Source organism: Lentzea sp. NPDC042327 (assembly GCF_040647275.1).
In the GTDB taxonomy this organism is placed as follows: domain Bacteria; phylum Actinomycetota; class Actinomycetes; order Mycobacteriales; family Pseudonocardiaceae; genus Lentzea.
Window position 1 is genome coordinate 168,110 of the sequence record NZ_JBEZBX010000015.1, and the last position, 21,243, is coordinate 189,352.

Consider the following 21,243-nt stretch of genomic DNA (forward strand, 5'->3'; position numbering starts at 1 on the left):
GACCGCGTAGCGAGGACCGCGTGGGCGACTTCGATCCATGGGAGAGCAACCGCGGCTGAACGTCCGCGTCCGGGGTGCTCGACACCTGCACCTACACCGACGGATGGATCTGATGATCGCTGGTGTCGCATCATCGCGTGGACTACCGCTGTACACACGCAACGCCGACGACTTCAAGGGCTCGAAGTCTGATGACGGCAGTGGGAGCCCACCTCAGCGGGCTCCCCACTCGGCCGAAAGTCACCAGCCGCGGGCGCGCCACTCCGCGAGGGACGGGCGCTGCTCGCCGAGGGTCGAGTCGTCGCCGTGACCGGGGTAGAACCACGTCTCGTCGGGCAGCACCGCGAACACGCGGTCCTCGACGTCGTTGATGAGCGAGGCGAAGTTGTCGGGCGAGGTGGTCTTGCCCACACCCCCCGGGAAGAGTGAATCTCCGGTGAAGAGGTGCGGGCGGCCGTCCGGGTCGTCGTACAAGATCGCGATCGAGCCCGGGGTGTGGCCGCGCAGGTGGATCACCGTCAGGGGGACTTCTCCCACGTCGATGGTGTCGTTGTGGTCCACGAGGACGTCCGGTGCGACGGGGAGGACCGCGGCGTCCAGCTCGTGGGCGGCGGTCGTGCAGCCGTGGGTGGTGGCCAGGGGTTCGAGTGCCTGCCAGTGATCGGCGTGCTGGTGCGTGGTCACGATCGTGCGCAGCGCCGGGCGCGTGGGGAGTTGGTCGAGCAGGGCGGACAGGCGCTCGTGGTCGTTGGCCGCGTCGATGAGCAACGCCTCGTTCGTGGACCGGCAAACGAGCAGGTAGGCGTTGTTGTCCATCGGTCCGACGGAGATCTTCGTGATGGTCAGCGCGGGGAGGGTGCGGCTGGCCGCGGGGCCGCCGGGCTCGACGTGACCGGTGTAGTTCTCGAGTACGTCCACGGTGGCTGACGGTAGTCGCTCCGGGCCGTGCGCCGCACACCTTCAGGTTGCATACAGGTTGCACTCATAGGGTAAGTAAAGGTCGACAATCCGTCGCCGCGTACTCCGAAGGCACCAACCCGCATCGACGAACAGGTCCCCACCTCTCGTGATCCCAGAGCAACGACACAAGTCCCGGACGACCCGGCGGGTCAGCTGGGACGTCCTCAGGGTCGTCGCCATCGGATGCGTGCTGCTCCACCACGCCACGCTCACGAGCGTCAGCAGCCACCCCGACCTGGGGCCGTTGCCGTTCACCTTCCCGATGTCGATGGGCGCCAGCACCCTGATGGTCGTCTCGGCCTTCTTCGCCTGCGCCACCCTCAGCCACGGCCGGCCGGGCCGCTTCGTGTGGAGAAGACTCGCGCGGCTGCTGCCCGCCTACATGGCCGCCGTGCTGCTCACCTACGCCGTGCAGAGATGGGTCGCGCCGGAGGGGTGGAGCCAGCTCGACGGCCGTGACGTCGTCTACAACCTGCTGCTCGTCAACCAGTGGTTCCCGGACGTCGACATCGTCGACTTCGCCTACTGGACGGTCCCGGTGCAGATCTGCGCGTTCGTCGCGGGTGCGCTGCTGGTCAAGCGGCTGCGCGGGACCGGGCTGCGGGTCTTCCTGTGGGGGCTCGTCGTCACCCCGCTGCTGCTGCGGCCGTTGCTGGACCACTCGTACGCGCTCTTCACGATCTACAACGGGTTCGCGCTGCACCGCGCGCAGCTCTTCGCCGCAGGGATTGCCATCTGGCTGTGGTCCAAACACCGGATGGGCACGGCGCACCTGGGCGCACTGCTGACCGCCACGTTGGTGGCACAGGCGGTTCACACGACCGAGTACGGATCGACGATCGGCTTCGGCGTGCTGCTACTGCTCGTGTGCGCGGCGGCCGCTGGACCCGATTGGGTGTTCTTCAACCCGGTCCAGCGGGCCGTCACGTGGCTCGCGGGCATCTCGTACGGCGTCTACCTGGTGCACCAGCAGATCGGCACCGTGGTGATGGACCGCATGCACAACGCCGGGCTGCGGTCCTGGTGGCTGCTCGCCGGCTTCCTCACCTCGGCGGTCGTGCTCGGCTGGGCGCTCACGAAGTTCGTCGAACGGCCCGCCTACCGGCTGCTCACTCAGGCCCAGTCGGGCAGCTCCGGCAGCTCGCCGCGCAGCTCGGAGCCGTCGGAACGGCCGGTCAGCCACGCCAGCACGGCGCTCGCCGGCCCGCTCACCGAGCTGCGGCTCTCCGGGCCGGTGAGCTCCCAGCTGCGCTGAGCGCCGCCGGGCAGGGTGACCTCGACCGAGAACGCGTCGACACGGCCCTCGAACTGGCGCAGGACGTCGTCGAGGAACTCCTCCACGAGGTCGGCCGGCAGGTCGTCGAACGTCACGCCGGCGTCGAGGTCGACCAGGTGGATCCACAGCTCGCGCAGTCGCAGGAACGGCACGGACGACGCCGGGATCGACGCGCCCTTGGGCGAGGCGACCTCGGAACGCCAGGCGTGCGCGGGCAGGTCGCGGCAGGCCGCGTCGAAGCGCTGGCAGGCGGAGTCGAGGTCGGCCCTGATCACCTGCAGCAGCCTGCGGGAGCCCTCTTCGATGTCGGCGTCGCGGTCCGCGCGCGACGCGTACGCCTGGTGCTCGACCCCGGTCTTGGCCCAGGTGAGCAGGTTCACCAGCGCGTCGGCGTTGCGCGCGAGGTGGGCGACGACGTGCCCGCGGGTCCAGCCGGGCAGCAGGCTGGGGCCGCGCACCGCGGTCTCGTCCAGCTCCTCGACGACCTCGTACAGCACGTCCGTCGCCTGCCGCACCGCGGTCAGGTGCCGGTCGGGCACTCCCCGCGGCGACGGCACCGACGTGTGCTGCGTGGACGGCGTGTAGGTCATGTGCTGCCTCTCCCCGACGTTGAGGCTGATCGAAGTGCCCAGCCTAGGAGGTAGAGCCTGTTCAGGGGAATGCGGAAGCCGCCCGATCCGTTTTTGTCGGTGGTGGCACCTAGCATGGTTCGCGGGTCGGTCACAGCCTCCGGAACGGTGCTAGTACGCTTCGAACGCTTGTTCGGAAGAGTGTGGCGTGAGTGACCCGCCAATCGCAGCCGAAGGGACCCCAGTGGCAGACCGTCTTGTCGTTCGCGGCGCCCGCGAGCACAACCTGCGCAGCGTGGATCTCGACCTGCCGCGGGACAGCCTCATCGTCTTCACGGGGCTGTCCGGCTCCGGCAAGTCGAGCCTCGCGTTCGACACGATCTTCGCCGAGGGGCAGCGCCGCTACGTCGAGTCGCTGTCGGCGTACGCGCGCCAGTTCCTCGGGCAGATGGACAAGCCCGACGTCGACTTCATCGAGGGCCTCTCGCCCGCGGTCTCCATCGACCAGAAGTCCACGAGCCGCAATCCGCGCTCGACCGTCGGCACCATCACCGAGGTCTACGACTACCTGCGCCTGCTCTACGCGCGCGCCGGCAAGCCGCACTGCCCGCAGTGCGGTGAGGCGATCGGCAAGCAGACGCCGCAGGAGATCGTCGACCAGGTGCTCGCCATGGAGCAGGGCACCAAGTTCCAGGTGCTCGCGCCGGTCATCCGCGGCCGCAAGGGCGAGTACCTCGACCTGTTCCAGAACCTGCAGTCGCAGGGCTACTCGCGAGCGAAGGTCGACGGGGTCGTCCACGCGCTGGGCGAGGTGCCGAAGCTCAAGAAGCAGGAGAAGCACCACATCGCGGTCGTCATCGACCGGCTGAGCGTCAAGGCGTCGTCCAAGCAGCGCCTGACCGACTCGGTCGAGACCGCGCTCAGGCTCGCCGACGGCCTGGTCGAGCTGGAGTTCGTCGACCTGCCGGAGACCGACCCGAACCGGGTCAGGGGCTTCTCGGAGAACCTGGCCTGCCCCAACGGCCACCCGCTCGCGATCGAGGACCTGGAGCCGCGGTCGTTCTCGTTCAACTCCCCGTACGGCGCCTGCGTGGTCTGCACCGGCATCGGCGTGCGCAAGGAGGTCGACCCGGAGCTCGTGGTCCCCGACGACGAGCTGACGCTCGAAGAGGGCGCCATCGCGCCGTGGGCAGGCGGGCAGACCGCCGAGTACTTCACGCGCCTGCTGCAGTCGCTCGGCGAGACCATCGGCTACCGGATGGACCAGCAGTGGCGCCACCTGCCCGCGAAGGCGCAGAAGGCGATCCTGCACGGCATCGACGAGCAGGTGCACGTCCGCTACCGCAACCGCTACGGCCGTGAGCGCTCCTACTACGCCAACTACGAGGGCGTGATCCCGTTCCTCGAACGGCGCCAGGAGCAGACCGAGTCCGACTACATGCGGGAGAAGTACGAGGGCTACATGCGGGAGGTCCCGTGCCCCGCGTGCGCCGGCACCCGCCTCAAGCCCGAGATCCTCGCGGTCACGCTGCACCACGGCAAAAAGGGCGACAAGTCCATCGCCGAGGTCTGCGCGATGAGCGTCGGCGAGTGCTCGGACTTCCTCGACGGCCTCAAGCTCGGCAAGCGCGAGTCGATGATCGCGGGCGCGGTGCTCAAGGAGATCCAGGCCCGCCTGCACTTCCTGCTCGACGTCGGCCTCGACTACCTCTCGCTCGACCGCGCCTCCGGCACGCTGTCCGGCGGTGAGGCGCAGCGCATCCGGCTCGCCACCCAGATCGGCTCCGGCCTGGTCGGCGTGCTGTACGTGCTGGACGAGCCGTCGATCGGCCTGCACCAGCGCGACAACCACCGGTTGATCGAGACGCTGACCCGGCTGCGCGACCTGGGCAACACGCTGATCGTCGTCGAGCACGACGAGGACACGATCCGCACTTCCGACTGGGTCGTCGACATCGGTCCCGGCGCCGGTGAGCACGGTGGCAAGGTCGTGCACAGCGGCCCGTACAAGAAGCTGCTGAGCAACAAGGAGTCGATCACCGGCGCCTACCTGTCCGGCCGCAAGTCGATCCCGATGCCCGCGAAGCGCCGCAAGATCGACAAGAAGCGCCAGCTCACGGTCGTCGGCGCGCGCGAGCACAACCTGCGCGGCATCGAGGTGTCGTTCCCGCTCGGCTCGCTCACCTCGGTCACCGGCGTGTCCGGCTCCGGCAAGTCGACGCTGGTCAACGACATCCTCGCGACCGTGCTCGCGAACAAGCTCAACGGCGCCCGCCAGGTGCCCGGCCGGCACACCCGGATCAAGGGCCTGGACCTGGTCGACAAGCTGGTGCAGGTCGACCAATCGCCGATCGGCCGCACCCCGCGGTCGAACCCGGCCACCTACACGGGCGTGTTCGACCACATCCGCAAGCTCTTCGCGGCGACGACCGAGGCGAAGGTCCGCGGCTACCAGCCGGGCCGGTTCTCGTTCAACGTCAAGGGCGGCCGCTGCGAGGCGTGCGCGGGCGACGGCACGATCAAGATCGAGATGAACTTCCTCCCGGACGTCTACGTCCCCTGTGAGGTGTGCAAGGGCGCGCGGTACAACCGCGAGACCCTGGAGGTGCACTACAAGGGCAAGACGATCTCCGAGGTCCTCGACATGCCGATCGAGGAGGCCGCGACGTTCTTCGAGCCGATCAACGCCATCCACCGCCACCTGAAGACGCTGGTCGAGGTCGGTCTCGGCTACGTGCGGCTCGGCCAGCCGGCACCCACGCTGTCCGGTGGTGAGGCGCAGCGCGTGAAGCTCGCCTCCGAGCTGCAGAAGCGGTCGACCGGCAAGACGGTCTACATCCTCGACGAGCCGACGACGGGTCTGCACTTCGAGGACATCCGCAAGCTGCTGGGCGTCATCAACGGGCTGGTGGACAAGGGCAACACCGTCATCGTCATCGAGCACAACCTCGACGTCATCAAGACGTCCGACTGGATCGTCGACATGGGTCCCGAAGGGGGCTCCGGCGGCGGTATGGTCGTAGCAGAGGGCACACCCGAGCAGATCTCGCAGGTGGAGGAGAGCTACACGGGGCAGTTCCTGCTGCAGGTGCTCGGGAATGAGGAGGTGTCGGCGGCAGGGTGATGATCCCACTCGATGCGCTGGCCCACCGCGAGCGCGCCCTTGCGGCGTCGCGCGGCGTGCCCGTGGCGTACCCCTTCAGCCTCGTTGAGGCGCTCGACATGTCGGAGCAGGCACTCCGCCGTGTCGCGGCTGTCGGCTGGTTGCGAACCCTGGAACGGTTTCCCCGCCTCGCCGACAAGTGAACTAGGCGCCGCTCGGGTCCTGCTTGAGCGGTACTGGAGCCGAATTCCCGGTCGTGGGGAATCGATCTCTCGATGTGACTTCTGTCGAGGGACTGTGACTCCCACGAGCTATCCGGGATGATTCTGACGTGTCACTCAACCGCTACCGGTTCCGCAGCGTGTGGCATGTCTGCGCGCCGCCGGCAGCCGTGTACGAGGTGCTGTCCGACATCGCGAACTACCCGCGGTGGTGGCCGGAGGTCAAGTCGGCGACGAAGATCGACGATGAGACCGGTGAGCTCCGCTGCCGGTCGTTCCTGCCCTTCGACCTCGTCATCCGGGCGCGGCACAGCATCCGCAACCAGCAGGCGGGTCTGCTGCGCGCGACGCTGACCGGTGACCTGGAGGGCTTCGCCGGCTGGGAGATCATCGGCCGCGACGGTGGCACCGACCTGGTGTTCGACCAGGAGGTCGTGGTCAACAAGGCGCTGCTGCGGCGGCTGGTGCTGATCGCGAAGCCGTTCTTCCGCGGCAACCACGACCTGATGATGCGCGGCGGCCTCAAGGGGCTGAAGCAGCAGCTGGAGGTCCGGGCCGCGAGCCGCCCCGAGTCCTGACCTCGGCGCGGGCGCCAGCTCCGCACGACCGGCCGCCCGTGTGCGCGGAACCGGCTCAGTCGCCGGCGGACAGGTGGCGCACCAACCGGCCCAGCTGCTCGGCGTGTGGTCGCCGACTGGAAGAAGTTCAAGATCGTTGTGAACCGGTGTGGCCCGCCCTGCGTGTGGAGGGCGGTGGTCGCCGCGGCGACCGGGCCCACAGGGGAGAGAGGAGCCCCGGCGGGATGTTCCCGCCGGGGCTCTTCCCGTCTCTCACCGCAGGCGCAGCAGCACCGCCTGCTCCGGTTCCAGGACCGGCAGCTGGACCCCGACGTCCGACAGCACGGAACCGGGCAGCTCCACGGTCTCCCAGCGCGCGGGACCCCGCTGCGTCAGCCGCGGTCGGCCGGCGGGCGCGTCGAACGAGAGCCGGTACGTCCGCTCTGGGTCGAGGCCCGGCAGCCGCACGCGGCGCGGCTTGGTCTGCGTCGAGGTCGTGAGCTGGACGTAGGCGAAGAACGCCTCGGACCGGTCGGCGGCCACGACGCCGTGCACCCACGCCGCGGGGTCCGGGTGGTCGGAGTGCACGACGACCCCGCTGTGCACCAGCGACCGCACGTCCTTGTAGTACTCGATCACCGCCTGCAGTCCGGCGCGTTCGGAGTCGGTGGCCGAGTTGATGTCCCACTCGATCCCGAAGTGCCCGAACAACGCCGTGGCCGCGCGGAACGACAGGTCGTGCACACGCCCGGTGGTGTGCGACTTCGTCGGGCCGACGTGCGCGCCCATCAGCTCCGGTGGCAGGAACACACCGGTCCACCGCTGGATCAGCTGCCGTTCCAGGGCGTCGTTGCAGTCCGACGTCCACACGCGGTCGGTGCGCGCGAGCACGCCGAGGTCGATCCGCCCGCCGCCGGACGAGCAGCTCTCGATCTCCACGTGCGGGTGCCGCAGCCGCAGCTCGTCGAGCAGCCGGTAGAACGCGGCGGTCTGCTCGTGCACGCGCGAGCCGATCAGGTCGCGGTTGTGGTCCCACTTCACGAACGCGATGTCGTTGTCCGCCAGCACCGACGACACGCGGTCGAGGATGTAGGCGTACGCCTCCGGGTGCGCGATGTTCAGCACCTGCTGGTGGCGCGACGGCGGCGGCAGCACGCCGGGACGCGGCCCGAGCACCCAGTCCGGGTGGGCGCGGTAGAGGTCGGAGTCCGGGTTGACCATCTCCGGCTCGAACCAGAGGCCGAACTCCATGCCGAGCGCGCGCACGTGCTTGATCAGCGGGGTCAGCCCGTCCGGCCACACGGTCTCGTCGACGAACCAGTCACCGAGCCCGGCGGTGTCGTCGCGGCGGTGCCGGAACCAGCCGTCGTCCAGCACGAACCGCTCCACGCCCATCGCCGCGGCGGTGTCGGCCAGCGCGGTCAGCCGCCCCAGGTCGTGGTCGAAGTAGACGGCCTCCCAGGTGTTCAGCACGACCGGCCGCGGCCGCCGCGGGCGTTCCCGCAGCTGCCGGTGGAAGGCCGCGCTGATGCCGTCGACGCCCGCCGGCGAGTAGGCCGCGTACAGCCACGGCGTCTCGTACTCCTGGCCCGCGGCCAGCGTGATCTCGCCCGGCAGCAGCAGCTCGCCGCCACCGAGGACGGGCGTGCCGTCGACCTGGTTCTCCGCGTACGTCACGTGGTTGCCGCTCCACGCCACGTGCAGCGCCCACACCTCGCCGTCGCGGAACGAGAACCCCGGCGTGCCCGCCAGCAACCCGATGGTCGCGTCGTGCCCGGTGCGCCCGCGCCGGCTCTCCCGCACCCACGAGCCGTGGTGGAACGCCTGCCGCTGCGGCTGGCGTTCGCGGCTCCAGCGGCCGGTGAAGTCGAGCAGCTCGGTGGCGTGCGACGGGACGGGCAGCGCGGTCTCCACGCCCTCCAGCGCGTACGGCGTCGTGCCGTCGTTGCGGACGACGTGTCGCAGCCGGAGCATGCCGGACTCCAGCAGCTCGACGGTGCCGGTGACGGTCAGCTCGGCCGCCGCGTCGGAGGCGGCGTAGCGGAAGATCCGGTCCTCGGCCGAGGACGAGGTGACCTGGAGCGCCGGGGCGAAGTGCTCACCGCCGCGGTGCCCGCGCAGACCCGGACGGCCGGAGTACCCGGCACCGGCGTCGGGCAGCAGCGCGAGCGGGACGGGGACGTCCGGGGTGTTGTTCGGGTTGCTCCACGAGACGACGCCGGCCAGGCCGCGCAGTGCGGCCTGGCCGAGGTCCCCGAGGGTGCGCCCCCAGTGCGCCACGACCGGCAGGCCTGCGCCCTCGACGGTGATGACGACGCTGGAGGTGTCGTCGTGCAGGTGCACGACCTCCGTGTTGCTCATGCGGGCCCCGTCCACATCAAACACAACTGAACAATGTGCCGATCCTCAGATCCGGGGCCCGCGTTGTCAAGCGTTGGAACTTGTTGGGTTTTGTCCGATCAGATGATCAGACTGATGAGCGCCGCGACCACGAAACCGACCACCGACAGGATGGTCTCCAGCACGGTCCACGACTGCAGCGTCTCCTTCACCGACAGCCCGAAGTAGCGCGACACGATCCAGAACCCGCCGTCGTTCACGTGCGAGGCGATGATCGAACCGGACGCGATCGCCATCACGACCAGTGCGAGCTGGGGCTGCGAGTAGTTCAGGTCCGACAGCACCGGTGCCACGATGCCCGCGGTCGTCACGATCGCGACCGTCGCCGAACCCTGCGCGATCCGGATGACGCAGCTGATCACGTACGCCAGCGCGATCACCGGCAGGCCGAGGTCGGACAGCTCGCCCGCCAGGGTCTTGCCGATGCCCGTCGCGGCCAGCACGGCGCCGAAGAAGCCACCGGCACCGACCACGAGCAGGATCATCGCGACCGGCTTCAACGACGCGGCGGACAGCTCCGCCACCTTCTCCCGCGTCATGCCGCGCCGGAAACCCAGCAGCCAGAACGCGAGCAGTACCGAGATCGTCAGCGCCACCGCGGGCGTGCCGAAGAACGTCGCCACCGAGTACAGCCGCGTGCCCTTGGTCAGCAGGATCGAGCCGAACGTGCCGGCGAGGATCAGCACCAGCGGCAGGCCGATGATCGAGAGCACCAGGCCGAGCGACGGCGGGTCGCGGTCGTCGCCACCGTTCTCCGCCCGCGCGACCTCGGCCGCCGCCAGCATCTCCTCCGGGACGGGCACGTTGATGCGCTTGCCGATCCAGTACGAGTACAGGACACCGCCGACGAACCACGACGGGAGCGCCACCGCGAGACCCATGATGATGATCCAGCCGAGCGACACCCCCAGCAGACCGGCTGCCGCCACCGGTCCCGGGTGAGGTGGCATGAACGCGTGCATGACCGAAAGGCCCGCGAGCAACGGCATGGCGAACAACACGATCGACTTGCCGCTGCGCTTGGCCGCCACGTAGACGAGCGGCGCGAGCACGAAGATGCCGATGTCGAAGAAGACCGGCACACCGAAGATCAGGCCGGCGAGGCCGATCGCGACCGGCGCCTTCTTCTCGCCGAACGCGTTCATCAGCTTGTCCATCAGCACCTGTGCGCCGCCGGACGCCTCGAGGATCGCGCCCAGCAGCGTGCCGAGGCCGATGATCGCGGCGATGTGCCCGAGGATGGAGCCGAAGCCCTTCTCCAGCAACGAGTCCGAGGCCTTCTGCGCCGACCCGACCAGCTGCTCCACCGGCACGCCCGCGAGGAGCGCAACCAGCAGGGCGACGACGATCAGCGCGATGAACGGCTCGACCTTGAACTTGATGATCAGCAGGAGCAGCACCGCGATGCTGACCACCGCGAGGGTCAGCAGACCCGGTGTTGAGTGTTGCAACCAGTCGATCACGGGCGGCTCCTGAGTGAATGGCCTGGCAATGCGCCGGTGGCGGTTCCGTCGTCGATCACCGGTACCCCGTTGCAGAACACGAACGGGATGCCGGTGGCCTGCTGCCTCGGCTGGTCGAAGGTCGCCGTGTCGGCGATCGTGGCCGCGTCGAACAGCACCAGGTCGGCCGCGAACCCCTCGCGGACCAGACCCCGGTCGGTGAGCCGCAAGCGTTTGGCGGCCCGGCCGGTGAGGTGCTCGACGCACTCCTCCAGGCTCAGCACGCCCAGCTCGCGGACGTAGCGCGCGAAGTAGCGGGGGAACGTGCCCCACGCGCGCGGGTGGGGGCGGTCGCCGACGAGCAGCCCGTCGCTGCCGCCGGTGTGCGCCGGGTGCCTCATGATCGCCTGCACGTTCTCCTCGTGCCCCACGTGCATGAGGCAGGAGGTACCCAGGCGTTCATCGACCAACACGTCGAAGTACAGGTCGGCCGGGGTGCGCCCGAGCCGTGCCGCGGACCGCAGGACGCTCGCGCCGACGAGGTGCGCGTTGCGGTCGTTGCGGACCCCGTTGATCTCGATGGAGTCCCAGTCGACCGGCACGCCGTGGCAGCCGTCCGAGCCGATCTCCTCGATCTCCGCACGGATGCGCTCACGGGTGTCCACATCGGACAACCGGGCCAGCGCGCTGTCCGGTCCGCCCTCCGTCGCCCAGGACGGGAGCAGCGCGGACAGGTACGTCGCGCCCGGCAGGTACGGGTAGGTGTCCAGCGAGATGTCGGCACCGCCCGCGATCGCGTCGTCCAGCAGCGCCAGCAGCTCCGGTGCCCTGCCCTTGTTCACCGGGAAGTTCATCGTGGCGTGCGCGAGGTGCAGCGGGCAGCCGGAGCGCTTCGACACGTCCACCATCTCGGCGTACGCCTCCAGCGCGCCCGCGCCGTAGCTGCGGTGGTGCGGGCTGTAGAAACCGCCGTGGCTCCCGACGACCTCACAGAGCTGCACCAGCTCGGACGTGTCCGCGTACATGCCGGGCGTGTAGGTGAGCCCGGAGGACATGCCGAAAGCGCCCTCCGCCAACGACTTCGCGAGCTCGTCCTTCATCGCGAGCAGCTCGGCCCCGGTCGCCGGCCGGTCCTCCCAGCCGACGGCGAGCATCCGCAGCGTCCCCTGCGGCACCAGGTACGCGGCGTTGACCGCGATGCCCTGGTCGAGCCGGTCGAGGTACTGCCCGACCGAGCGCCAGTTCCAGTCGAAGCCCGGCGGGTCGTCGTTCCACCCGGCGAGCTGGCCGCGCAGCGTGGCGAGCACCTCGTCGTTCACCGGCGCGTAGGACAGGCCGTCCTGGCCGAGCACCTCGGTCGTGACCCCTTGCGAGACCTTCGCCAGGTGGTCCGGCTCGGCGAGGATGCGCAGGTCCGAGTGCGAGTGCATGTCGATGAACCCCGGCGCGAGCACGAGCCCGTCCGCGTCGATCGACCGCGTGGCGGAGATCCCGCTGCCGATGGACGAGATGACGCCGTCCTTGATCCCCACGTCCGCCTGGTAGGCGGGCGCGCCCGTGCCGTCGGCGATCAGTGGTCCGCGCAGGACGACGTCGTCCATCAGGGCACTTCCCTTCTAGAAGTAGGTGCGGATCAGGTCGACCACGGTCGTGCCCTGCACGACCGGGATCAGCTGCCACTTGTCGAACACCGTGCAGGGGTGCGACAGGCCCAGCCCGACCCAGTCGCCGACCCGGACCGTGGCCTCGGGACCGAGCTTCAGGAACGCGTGCTGGTCGTTCAGCGCGGTCACCTCGGCCTGGGTCAACGGGGCGACCGCGCCGTCGCGGCGGCGCAGCAGCTGCGGCTCCGGCAGGCCCTCGTCGAACGACGCGTCGCGCTTGCCGATCGTGAGCAGCGCCAGGTCGCGCTGGGGCCGTGAGGTCACCTGGGCCCACGCCTTGAGCGCCGGCCGGAACGGCTCCACGCCGTCGATCCGCGCGAACGGCGAGATGCCGCGGTAGAAGCCGTCGTCGTGCGTGATGTACGCGCCGCTGCGCAGCACCGGGGTGACCGGCATCGGCCACGGCTGCGTCAGCGTCGCCGCGACCTGGTCGAAGTACGCGCTGCCGCCGGCGGTGACGACCACCTCGTCGAGCTCGTCGAACAGACCGGCGTCGGCGAGCTGGACCACGAGCCCGCGCAGGTCGGCGAGGTAGCGGTCCACGACGGACTGCGACGACTCGGACGCGTCGTGCGCCAGGGCGCCCTCGTAGCCGCCCGCTCCGACCAGGCGCAGCACCGGGCTCTGGGCGGCCGCGCGGGCCACGGCCAGCGCGGTCTCCACGTCCCGCGCGCCGGTGCGGCCGCCGGGTGCGCCCAGCTCGACCAGCACGTCCACCGGCCGTCCCGGCTGGAGCTCCTGCAGCGTCTCGCTCATCAGCGCGACACCGGCCTCGGAGTCGACCCAGCAGCTGAACTCGAACCGCGGGTCCGCGTCCTGCTCGGCGACCAGCCAGCGCAGGCCGGCCGGGTCGAGCAGCTGGTTGGCGAGCAGGACGCGCTGCACGCCGAACGCCCGGTAGACGCGTGCCTGCGACGCGTTGGCCGCGGTCAGGCCCCAGATGCCGTGCTCGATCTGCCGCTGGAACAGCTGTGGCGCCATCGTCGTCTTGCCGTGCGGCGCGAGCTTGACGCCGTGGTTGTCGCACCACGTCGCCATCGTCGTCAGGTTGTGCTCCAACGCGTCCGCGTCGAGCACGACCAGCGGGCCGACGAACTCGTCGGCGAACAGGTCGAGGCGGCGGTCCGCGACCTCGCCGATCGTCGAGCCGAAGACGCTCGACGGCAGGCCCTTGAACCGCCAGTCGACGCGTTCGGACCGGATGCCGGCGACCGCGGAGAGGTTCATCTCCGTCAGTTGTTGCATATTTTGCAACTCCCATTGCGCGATGTGATGCTGGAGTGTGTAGCATTCGGGTGCGCCGCCGTCAACGAACACCTCTGGAGCACGCATGCGGTTCGAACACGTTGGCGGTGTCGTGTGTCTCGGCGAGACCATGGTGATGATGGTTCCGGCTGAACCCGGTCCCGTGCACCTGGTAAGCACCTGGCACCGCGCCATCGGCGGTGCCGAGTCCAACGTCGCCTGCCACCTGTCGCGCCTGGGCGTGTCCTCGTCGTGGGTGAGCGCGGTCGGCGACGACTCGTTCGGCCGTGCCGTGCTCGACACCGTCGGCGGGTTCGGCGTGGACGTCTCCGGGGTGCGGGTCGACCCGGCGCGGCCGACCGGCCTGTACGTGAAGGAGGCCTCACCGCACGGCAGCCCGGTGCGCTACTACCGGCGCGGGTCGGCGGCCTCCGGCATGGGCCCGGAGATGATCGACCGGCTCGGCCTGGACGAGGTCGCGCTCGTGCACCTCAGCGGGATCACGGCCGCGTTGTCCGACTCCTGCCTCGCCCTGCTGCGGGAGCTGCTGCGCAGGCCGCGGCACGGGTTCCGGATCTCGTTCGACCTGAACTGGCGGCCGGCGCTGTGGACCGACCGCGACCCGCGGGTGCTGCGCGAGCTCGCCGACCTGGCCGACGTCGTGCTGGCCGGCGCCGACGAGGCCGAGCTGGTGTGGGGGACCGGCGACCCCGCGCGGCTGCGCGCGTTGCTGCCCGGCCCGAAGTCGCTGGTCGTCAAGCACGGCGCGGACGGCGCGACGCTGCTGGAGGACTCGGGTTCGTGGTTCGAACCGGCGCTGGAGGTGCGGGTCGTGGAACCCGTGGGCGCCGGTGACGCGTTCGCGGCGGGGTTCCTCGCGGCGACCCTGGCCGGCGAGCCGCCCTCGGTGCGGCTGCGGGCGGGGCACCTGCAGGCGGCCTCCGCTTTGCTGACCGCGGAGGACGTCGGCGATCCTTTGCCCGGCGACGTGACAGCACGCCTGCTGCACGCCGATCCGCAGACCTGGGCCGCCGCCCGGCTGGAGGGGTAGATGAGCCAGAGCCTCGACCGCGCGCTCACGCTGGTGGGCCAGCTCGCGACCGGCCCGAAGACGCTGGACGAGCTGTCCGGCGTGATCGGCGTGCACAAGTCCACGACGCTGCGCCTGCTGCGCACCCTGGAGACGCACCGGTTCGTCCAGCGCGACGGCGTGCACCACTACCGGCTCGGCACGGCGCTGTTCGACCTCGCCCACCGCGCCCTGGAGGAACGCGACGTGCGCCGCGCCGCCGAACCCGCGTTGCGCGAGCTGAACTCCAAGCTCGGCTACACCCTCCACCTCGCGTCCTATGAGGACGGTGAGGTCATCTACATCGACAAGTACGAGTCCTCGCACCCGATGCGCATGTACTCCCGCATCGGCCGCCGCGCCCCGCTGCACTGCACCGCCGTGGCCAAGATCCTGCTGTCCGGCCTCCCGCCCGCCGCGTTGCAGAAGGTGCTGGCGACCATGGAGTTCCCGCGCCTGACGGCGAACACCATCACCGGTCGCGCCGGCTACCTCGCCGAGCTGGACCGCGTGCGCGCCAACGGGTACGCCGTCGACAACGCCGAGCACGAGGACTTCATCCACTGCATCGCCGCACCCATCCGCGGTGCCCGCGGCGAGGTGATCGCGGCCGTCTCGATGTCCGTGCCCAAGGTGCTGCTCGACTTCGACGGGCTGCTCGCGCACCTGCCAGAACTGCTCGCCACCGCAGAGGCCGCTTCCGTCGAATGCGGTCACGTTCCGAGGTAAGGGGATTTACCGTTGTCCAAGGTTGAGATCAAGACTGCCGACGCGCCGCAGCCGGTGGCCCGCTTCTCGCAGGGTGTGCGCAAGGGCAACATCCTGCAGGTGGCCGGCCAGGTCGCGTTCGACCCGTCCTCCGGTGAGATCGTCGGCACCACCGTCGCCGAGCAGACCCGCCAGACGTTCGCGAACCTCAACGCCGTGCTCGCCGCCGGTGGCGCGTCCATCGACGACGTCGTGATGATCCGCGTGTACCTCACCGACACCGCGCACTTCGCGGAGCTGAACGAGGTCTACGGCGAGTTCGTCACCGACCCGGCCCCGGCGCGGACCACCGTGTACGTGGGACTGCCGGCCGGGTTGCTGGTGGAGATCGACGCACTGGCCGTCGTGGACTGACGACCCGCTCGGCGGGCTTTTTCGCCCGCACAGCGCGCCGGACACCGGCTACTGCGGTTTCCTGGGGTGCACCTCCCGGCTGGGAGGTGCGCCCTTCGCCCGCGAGTGCCTGCGCCAGGCCGAACGACCGGTGACGGCGTTGTTCTCGATCTCCGAGCCGTACGACGACGTCGTGCCGGTGACCACGCACGTGGCGTTCTGAACGCATCGGCGTGAGGCCGAGGACTTCGCGGACTCCGATCAGCAGCTGATGTTGTTGAGCACCGAGCCGACGACCTGCCGCACGACGAGGCGGTGGCGCTGGTCAACGCCTGCTGGAGCGACCTGAACAGGCGCTATTCACTGCTCTACGGCGGGTGGCTCGGCCGGCAGAGCGGTGCGGAGTGGGCCGCGCGGATCAGGGCGGGGACCGCGGCGGCGGAGTGATCATCGACGCCGGATTGGTCACGTGGCAGCATCCGCCCCATGAAGTGGTACGCGGACAGACCGGTCAGGCTCACGCGTCAGGTGGTGGCAGACCTCCTCGCCGTCGGGTGGGTGGCGCTCTGGATCTGGGTGGCCACCACGGTCCACGACTGGGTGCTCGAGCTGCGGGCGCCGGGCGACGGGCTGGTCAGCGCGGGCGTCAGCATCCGCGACGTCTTCACCAACGCCGCCGGCAAGGCCAGGGGCGTCCCCTTCGTCGGGGAGGACCTGTCCGGGGCTTTGGGCAACGGCACCAAGGCCGGCGAGACCCTGACCGACGCGGGCAACGCGCAGATCGGCGTGGTGCAGGACTCCGCGTTCTGGCTCGCCGCGGCGCTGGTCGTCGTCCCGGTGCTGTTCCTGCTGATCACGTGGTTGCCGGTCCGGCTGCGGTACGCGCGCAGGGCCGCCGGGGTCGCGCGGCTGCGCGACAAGCCGGACCTGCTGGCGCTGAGGGCGCTCACCAGCCTCTCGCCGCGGCAGCTCGCGAAGTTCGGCGGAGATCCCGCGGTGGCGTGGCGCACCGGCGACACCGACGTGATCGACGAGCTGGCCCGGCGCGAGCTCGCCTCGCTGGGGGTGCGGGCATGACCGCCATCGCGGTGATCGCCGCCGTGGTGTCGCTGTGCTCGGTGGCGGTGGCGCTGTGGCAGGCGCGGGAGGCGAAGAACGCGCAGGAGGCGGCGCGCAAGGCGCAGGAGGAGGCCGCGGCGGCCCGCAAGGCCGTCGAGCAGGCCACCTCGAGCGCGTTGCAGGCCAAGACGGCGGTCGAGGAGTCGCGCAAGGCGGCCGAGGACGCGCGCAGGGGCGTCGACGAGGCCCGTGGCGCGGCGGTGAACGCTCAGGACGCGGCCGGTGCTGCGCGGATGCTGGCCGACGAGGCGCAGCGGGCTGGGCAGTTCGCGATCGAGCGGGTCGAGGAGGTCGCCGAGAGCGTCTCGGCCGAACGGCGGCGGCGCGGCATGCCCTCGTTCGAGATCACACCGGGCGCACCGGACGAGTTCCACCTCAGCTACGTGGGCGGGCCGCCGGTGCTCGACCAGGTCACCGTCTCGGTCGTGCCGGGCTCGCGGGTGCTCGGGCTGTCGGTGGGCGACGAACCGCCGGGCGAGCAGGTCGAGATCGGCCCGCTGCCCAACGGCACCAGCGTCGCGTTCCGCGCCGCCACCGGCCAGCGGGCCTCACCGGTGTTCTCGGTGAGCGCCCAGCCGTGGGAGCCCGTGGTCGTGCGGGCGGATCAGTAGACGGGACCGGTGAACTTCTCGCCGGGGCCCTGACCCGGCTCGTCGGGCACGACGGAGGCCTCGCGGAACGCGCGCTGCACCGACTGGAGACCGTCCTTCAGCGGTGCGGCGTGCGGGCCGAGGTACTCCGACGAGGCGGTCACCAGGCCGGCCAGCGCCGTGATCAGGCGGCGGGCCTCGTCGAGGTCGCGGCGCGGCGAGCTGTCCGGGTCCGGGTCCGCGAGGCCGAGGCGCTCCGCGGCGGCGGACAGCAGCATCACGGCCGCACGGCTGATGACCTCGATGCTGGGGACGTCGCCCAGGTCGCGGACGTCGTCTTCAAGGGTGCCTTCAAGCGGATCGGTCACGCCGCCCATTCAAGCAAGCGGACCCCACCCGGCCTCGATTCGGGGGTTGACAACCGCGTCTGCTACTATTTCCGACGCGACCAGCTCCCGCTCGTGCGGGAGCGGCAAGTGGAGCCCCGCTCCCACCCGCGATCACCGCTTGTTGAGGTGGCCGGGTCCGGTCCTCCTGGCAGCAGGGCGCACGGGTGCCCTCCGCCAGGTCTGTGATCGGTCGGAAGCGGGCCCTGTCGTCATCGACGACGGGGCTCTTGTTTTTGGCGCAAACGAGTCTCAAAGGACGTGAATGACAAGTCCCTCGAACCGCGGTGCACCCGTCAGCACCGAGCCGCGCATCAACGACCGCATTCGGGTGCCGGAAGTTCGTCTGGTCGGGCCGAATGGTGAGCAGGTCGGGATCGTTCGCATCGAGGACGCGCTCCGACTCGCGCAGGAAGCGGATCTCGACCTCGTCGAGGTCGCCGCTCAGGCTCGCCCGCCGGTCTGCAAGCTGATGGACTACGGCAAGTTCAAGTACGAGACCGCGCAGAAGGCGCGCGAGTCCCGTCGGAACCAGCAGCTGACGGTCATCAAGGAGCAGAAGCTCCGGCCGAAGATCGACCCGCACGACTACCAGACGAAGAAGGGCCACGTGGCCCGCTTCCTCTCGCACGGGAACAAGGTCAAGGTGACCATCATGTTCCGCGGTCGCGAGCAGTCGCGCCCCGAGCTCGGCTACCGGTTGTTGCAGAAGCTGGCGGAGGACGTCGCGGAGCTGGGCTTCGTCGAGTCGAACCCCAAGCAGGACGGCCGCAACATGATCATGGTGTTGGCGCCGCACAAGAACATCAAGCCGCGTCCGGTCAAGCAGGAGCAGGACGGCGTCGTCGAAGCCGACGAAGCCGCCGAGGCCACCGAATAAGGACGCATGGCCGCCCCCGACCCGGTGGGTAGCACGAGACGAGGACGGAAATGCCGAAGAACAAGACGCACAAGGGCACCGCGAAGCGAGTCCGGGTGACCGGCAGCGGGAAGGTCGTCCGCGAGAAGACGGGCAAGCGCCACCGCCTGGAGGTCAAGTCCAGCCGTGAGACGCGTCGCATGGCCGGCACGACCGTGGTCTCCCCGGCCGACGCCCCCCGCATGAAGAAGCTGCTCGGTCTCTGACCTGCTTCGACCCCCTAGCTAATTTCGGGGCGGCAGCACCAGGCTCTGGTGAGCACCGCCCCCATGAGATCGACAGGATGGACCCGTGGCACGCGTCAAGCGGGCTGTGAACGCCCAGAAGAAGCGCCGTACCACCCTCGAGCTGGCCAGCGGCTACCGCGGTCAGCGTTCGAGGCTGTACCGCAAGGCCAAGGAGCAGGTGCTCCACTCGCTCAACTACGCGTACCGCGACCGCCGTGCGCGCAAGGGCGACTTCCGCAAGCTGTGGATCCAGCGCATCAACGCCGCTGCCCGCGCGAACGGGATGACCTACAACCGCCTCATCCAGGGCCTGCGCCTGGGCGGTGTCGAGGTCGACCGCAAGATCCTGGCCGACCTCGCCGTCACCGACGCGACCGCGTTCGCCGCCCTCGTCGAGATCGCCCGTGGCGCGCTCCCGGCCGACGTGAACGCCCCGGCCGAGGACAAGGCCTGAGCCACCACGCACCCGGTCAACGACCCGAGGCAGCTCCGTTCACCGAACGGACGCCTCGGGTCGTTGCTGCTCGCCACCTGACCCGCCGCCAGGGCCGTGACAAGGCAGGCCGGTTCCTCGTCGAGGGCGCCCAGGCCGTGCGGGAAGCACTCGCCTGGCGCCAGGGCGAGGTCCACGAGCTCTTCGTCACCGCGACCGCCGCCGACCGCAACCCCGAGCTGCTCCGCACCGCCGCCGACGCGGGCATCCGGATCAGCGAGGTGACGGACAAGGCCGCCGCGTCGCTGTCCGAGACCGTGACACCGCAGGGCCTCGTCGCCGTGTGCGACGCGGTCCCGCAGCCGCTCGACCGGGCGCTGTCCGGTTCTCCGCGGCTCGTCGCGGTGCTGTACGGCGTGTCCGACCCGGGCAACGCCGGCACCGTCACCCGCGTGGCCGACGCGGCGGGAGCCGACGCGGTGATCTTCGCGGGCGATGCGGTCGACCCGCACAACGGCAAGTGCGTGCGCGCCTCCACGGGCTCGCTGTTCCACCTGCCCATAGCCCGGTCCCGCGACGCCGGTGAGGTCTTCGCGGCCTGCCGCGCGGCCGGTCTCACCCTGGTCGCCGCCGACGGGTACGCGGAGCAGGACCTGGTCGAGGCCTCCGCCAAGGGCGAGCTGAACCGGCCCACCGCGTGGGTGTTCGGCAGCGAGGCGCACGGGCTGCCCGACGACGTGGTCGCCTCCCTCGACACCGCGCTGAAGGTGCCGCTGTACGGGGCCGCCGAGAGCCTCAACCTGGCGACGGCCGCCGCGGTCTGCCTCTACGCCTCCGCCCGCGACCAGCGCAGCTGACCGGGCCGCGGAAAACCGCTGGCGCGCAGACGCGTTTTTCGTATCGTGTGCCGGTGCGCGAACCCGAGATCGAACTCCTCTGCTCCCAGCTCACCGCCTACTACGTCTTCCCGGACACGGCGGTCGAGATCGCCGCGGTCCTGCGCGGCCGGCTCGCCGAGGGCGCGTACGCCGACGTGGACGACGAGCGGTTCGCCGCGCTCGTGACCGAGGACCTGCAGAAGGTCAACGGCGACAAGCACCTGCGGCTCCTGCACAGCCACGACGAGGTGTCCGAGTCCGACCAGGGGTCGGCGTGGGACCCGGTGGCGTACCGGCGGGAGGCCGAGCTGGACGCGTTCGGCATCACCCGCGTCGAACGGCTCGCCGGCAACGTCGGCCTGCTGGCCCTGCGCCTGCTGCACGACGCCGAGATCGCCACCCCGGCCGTCACCGCGGCCATGACGCTGCTCGCCCACACCGACGCGCTGATCATCGACCTGCGCGCCAACGGCGGCGGTGACCCGCACACGGTCGCGTTGATCTGCAGCTACCTGTTCGACGAGCCGGTGCACCTCAACGACATCTACAACCGGCCCGCCGACTCGACGCAGCAGTTCTGGACGTTGCCGCACGTGCCGGGCCCGAAGTTCGGCGGCACCAAGCCGGTGTACGTGCTGACGAGCGGCCGCACGTTCTCCGGTGCCGAGGAGCTCAGCTACAACCTGCGGCAGAACGAGCGCGCCACCCTCGTCGGCGAGACGACGAAGGGCGGGGCGCACCCCGGCGACCGCTACCGCGTCGGCCCGCACCTCAAGTCGTCCATCCCGAACGGCCGTGCCATCAACCCGGTGTCCGGCACCAACTGGGAGGGCGTCGGTGTCGTGCCGCACGTCGAGGTGTCCGCCGCCGATGCGTTCGACGTCGCGTACCGCGAGGCCCTGACCCACGTCCTGACCCTGGGCTCCGACGGCCCGCGCCGCGCCATCCACGAGGCCGCGACCGCCGCCCTCACCTCGGTGTGACCGCACGCGGGGCCCTTTCGTGCTCTCCTGGTGAACGAAAGCTCCCCGCGTGCACCCGCTTCTGATGTCACGCGGGAGTCCTTCGTTTCCCTCAGGGGAAC

The 21,243-nt window shown here is 70.3% G+C and carries 22 protein-coding genes and 1 pseudogene; 15 read left to right on the forward strand and 8 right to left on the reverse strand.

Annotated features, from left to right (window positions below; all coding sequences use genetic code 11):
* Positions 1–240: 240 nt before the first annotated feature.
* Positions 241–918 carry an MBL fold metallo-hydrolase gene (locus AB0A63_RS32070; protein ID WP_360397803.1) on the reverse strand — a complete coding sequence of 226 codons (678 nt, stop codon included), beginning with the start codon at positions 916–918 and terminating at the stop codon, positions 241–243.
* A gap of 148 nt (positions 919–1,066) precedes the next feature.
* Here AB0A63_RS32070 and AB0A63_RS32075 point away from each other — a divergent pair, with 148 nt between their 5' ends.
* A complete protein-coding gene (locus AB0A63_RS32075) occupies positions 1,067–2,215 on the forward strand; it encodes an acyltransferase (protein ID WP_360397805.1) in 1,149 nt (382 codons plus the stop codon).
* Here AB0A63_RS32075 and AB0A63_RS32080 read toward each other — a convergent pair.
* Positions 2,149–2,826: pseudogene (locus tag AB0A63_RS32080) on the reverse strand (maleylpyruvate isomerase family mycothiol-dependent enzyme); the annotation flags it as partial. The gene AB0A63_RS32075 and the pseudogene AB0A63_RS32080 sit on opposite strands and share 67 nt — an antisense overlap.
* A gap of 223 nt (positions 2,827–3,049) precedes the next feature.
* Between AB0A63_RS32080 and uvrA the strand changes: the two are divergent.
* The 3 genes from uvrA to AB0A63_RS32095 all read left to right on the forward strand — a co-directional run bounded on the left by uvrA (position 3,050) and on the right by AB0A63_RS32095 (position 6,707).
* Positions 3,050–5,929, forward strand: a complete 2,880-nt coding sequence (gene uvrA / locus AB0A63_RS32085; RefSeq protein WP_360397807.1) for an excinuclease ABC subunit UvrA — start codon at positions 3,050–3,052, stop codon at positions 5,927–5,929.
* A complete protein-coding gene (locus AB0A63_RS32090) occupies positions 5,926–6,111 on the forward strand; it encodes a hypothetical protein (RefSeq protein WP_360397809.1) in 186 nt (61 codons plus the stop codon). Before uvrA ends, AB0A63_RS32090 begins: the two co-directional genes overlap by 4 nt.
* Before the next feature lie 128 nt (positions 6,112–6,239).
* Positions 6,240–6,707 (forward strand): SRPBCC family protein, encoded by a 468-nt coding sequence (locus AB0A63_RS32095; RefSeq protein WP_360397811.1) that lies wholly within the window; start codon positions 6,240–6,242, stop codon positions 6,705–6,707.
* Between the two features lie 252 nt (positions 6,708–6,959).
* Here AB0A63_RS32095 and AB0A63_RS32100 read toward each other — a convergent pair whose 3' ends face one another.
* From AB0A63_RS32100 to AB0A63_RS32115, 4 genes are all read right to left on the reverse strand, one after another.
* On the reverse strand, positions 6,960–9,047 hold the full coding sequence (locus AB0A63_RS32100) for an alpha-galactosidase (RefSeq protein ID WP_360397813.1): 2,088 nt from the start codon (positions 9,045–9,047) through the stop codon (positions 6,960–6,962).
* Between the two features lie 98 nt (positions 9,048–9,145).
* Positions 9,146–10,549 carry a gluconate:H+ symporter gene (locus tag AB0A63_RS32105; protein WP_360397815.1) on the reverse strand — a complete coding sequence of 468 codons (1,404 nt, stop codon included), beginning with the start codon at positions 10,547–10,549 and terminating at the stop codon, positions 9,146–9,148.
* Entirely contained in the window at positions 10,546–12,129 is a 1,584-nt protein-coding gene (locus tag AB0A63_RS32110; protein ID WP_360397817.1) for a D-aminoacylase, read from the reverse strand. The genes AB0A63_RS32105 and AB0A63_RS32110 overlap by 4 nt, the downstream gene beginning before the upstream one ends.
* 15 nt (positions 12,130–12,144) lie before the next feature.
* On the reverse strand, positions 12,145–13,437 hold the full coding sequence (locus tag AB0A63_RS32115) for an amino acid deaminase (RefSeq protein ID WP_360397819.1): 1,293 nt from the start codon (positions 13,435–13,437) through the stop codon (positions 12,145–12,147).
* Between the two features lie 85 nt (positions 13,438–13,522).
* Here AB0A63_RS32115 and AB0A63_RS32120 point away from each other — a divergent pair, with 85 nt between their 5' ends.
* Genes AB0A63_RS32120 through AB0A63_RS32130 form a run of 3 tightly spaced genes read left to right on the forward strand, consistent with a single transcriptional unit; the run spans position 13,523 to position 15,628 of the window.
* Positions 13,523–14,488 carry a sugar kinase gene (locus AB0A63_RS32120; protein WP_360397821.1) on the forward strand — a complete coding sequence of 322 codons (966 nt, stop codon included), beginning with the start codon at positions 13,523–13,525 and terminating at the stop codon, positions 14,486–14,488.
* Entirely contained in the window at positions 14,489–15,235 is a 747-nt protein-coding gene (locus AB0A63_RS32125) for an IclR family transcriptional regulator (protein WP_360397823.1), read from the forward strand. It begins immediately after the preceding gene.
* A 12-nt stretch (positions 15,236–15,247) separates the two neighbouring features.
* Positions 15,248–15,628 carry a Rid family detoxifying hydrolase gene (locus AB0A63_RS32130; protein WP_030474127.1) on the forward strand — a complete coding sequence of 127 codons (381 nt, stop codon included), beginning with the start codon at positions 15,248–15,250 and terminating at the stop codon, positions 15,626–15,628.
* A gap of 48 nt (positions 15,629–15,676) precedes the next feature.
* Here AB0A63_RS32130 and AB0A63_RS32135 read toward each other — a convergent pair whose 3' ends face one another.
* Positions 15,677–15,814, reverse strand: a complete 138-nt coding sequence (locus AB0A63_RS32135; RefSeq protein WP_360397825.1) for a hypothetical protein — start codon at positions 15,812–15,814, stop codon at positions 15,677–15,679.
* Between the two features lie 108 nt (positions 15,815–15,922).
* Between AB0A63_RS32135 and AB0A63_RS32140 the strand changes: the two genes are divergently transcribed.
* From AB0A63_RS32140 to AB0A63_RS32150, 3 genes are read left to right on the forward strand one after another with little or no spacing between them, the layout of a single operon-like run.
* On the forward strand, positions 15,923–16,054 hold the full coding sequence (locus AB0A63_RS32140) for a hypothetical protein (RefSeq protein WP_360397827.1): 132 nt from the start codon (positions 15,923–15,925) through the stop codon (positions 16,052–16,054).
* Positions 16,055–16,093: 39 nt separating this feature from the next.
* Positions 16,094–16,684 carry a hypothetical protein gene (locus AB0A63_RS32145; RefSeq protein ID WP_360397829.1) on the forward strand — a complete coding sequence of 197 codons (591 nt, stop codon included), beginning with the start codon at positions 16,094–16,096 and terminating at the stop codon, positions 16,682–16,684.
* Entirely contained in the window at positions 16,681–17,337 is a 657-nt protein-coding gene (locus AB0A63_RS32150; RefSeq protein WP_360397831.1) for a hypothetical protein, read from the forward strand. The genes AB0A63_RS32145 and AB0A63_RS32150 overlap by 4 nt, the downstream gene beginning before the upstream one ends.
* On the opposite strand, the gene AB0A63_RS32155 is transcribed toward AB0A63_RS32150, so the two are convergent.
* Positions 17,331–17,684, reverse strand: a complete 354-nt coding sequence (locus tag AB0A63_RS32155; RefSeq protein WP_360397833.1) for a DUF1844 domain-containing protein — start codon at positions 17,682–17,684, stop codon at positions 17,331–17,333. The two genes, AB0A63_RS32150 and AB0A63_RS32155, sit on opposite strands and share 7 nt — an antisense overlap.
* Before the next feature lie 283 nt (positions 17,685–17,967).
* Here AB0A63_RS32155 and infC point away from each other — a divergent pair, with 283 nt between their 5' ends.
* From infC to AB0A63_RS32180, 5 genes are all read left to right on the forward strand, one after another.
* The gene (gene infC / locus AB0A63_RS32160) at positions 17,968–18,582 is read left to right on the forward strand and encodes a translation initiation factor IF-3 (RefSeq protein ID WP_360397835.1); all 615 of its coding nucleotides are present in this window, start codon (positions 17,968–17,970) and stop codon (positions 18,580–18,582) included.
* 50 nt (positions 18,583–18,632) lie between these two features.
* Positions 18,633–18,827 carry a 50S ribosomal protein L35 gene (rpmI, locus tag AB0A63_RS32165; protein WP_360397837.1) on the forward strand — a complete coding sequence of 65 codons (195 nt, stop codon included), beginning with the start codon at positions 18,633–18,635 and terminating at the stop codon, positions 18,825–18,827.
* An 85-nt stretch (positions 18,828–18,912) separates the two neighbouring features.
* Positions 18,913–19,302, forward strand: a complete 390-nt coding sequence (gene rplT, locus AB0A63_RS32170) for a 50S ribosomal protein L20 (RefSeq protein WP_360397839.1) — start codon at positions 18,913–18,915, stop codon at positions 19,300–19,302.
* Positions 19,299–20,138 (forward strand): RNA methyltransferase, encoded by an 840-nt coding sequence (locus tag AB0A63_RS32175; RefSeq protein WP_360397883.1) that lies wholly within the window; start codon positions 19,299–19,301, stop codon positions 20,136–20,138. The genes rplT and AB0A63_RS32175 overlap by 4 nt, the downstream gene beginning before the upstream one ends.
* Before the next feature lie 53 nt (positions 20,139–20,191).
* Positions 20,192–21,142 (forward strand): S41 family peptidase, encoded by a 951-nt coding sequence (locus tag AB0A63_RS32180; protein WP_360397841.1) that lies wholly within the window; start codon positions 20,192–20,194, stop codon positions 21,140–21,142.
* Positions 21,143–21,243 lie beyond the last annotated feature (101 nt).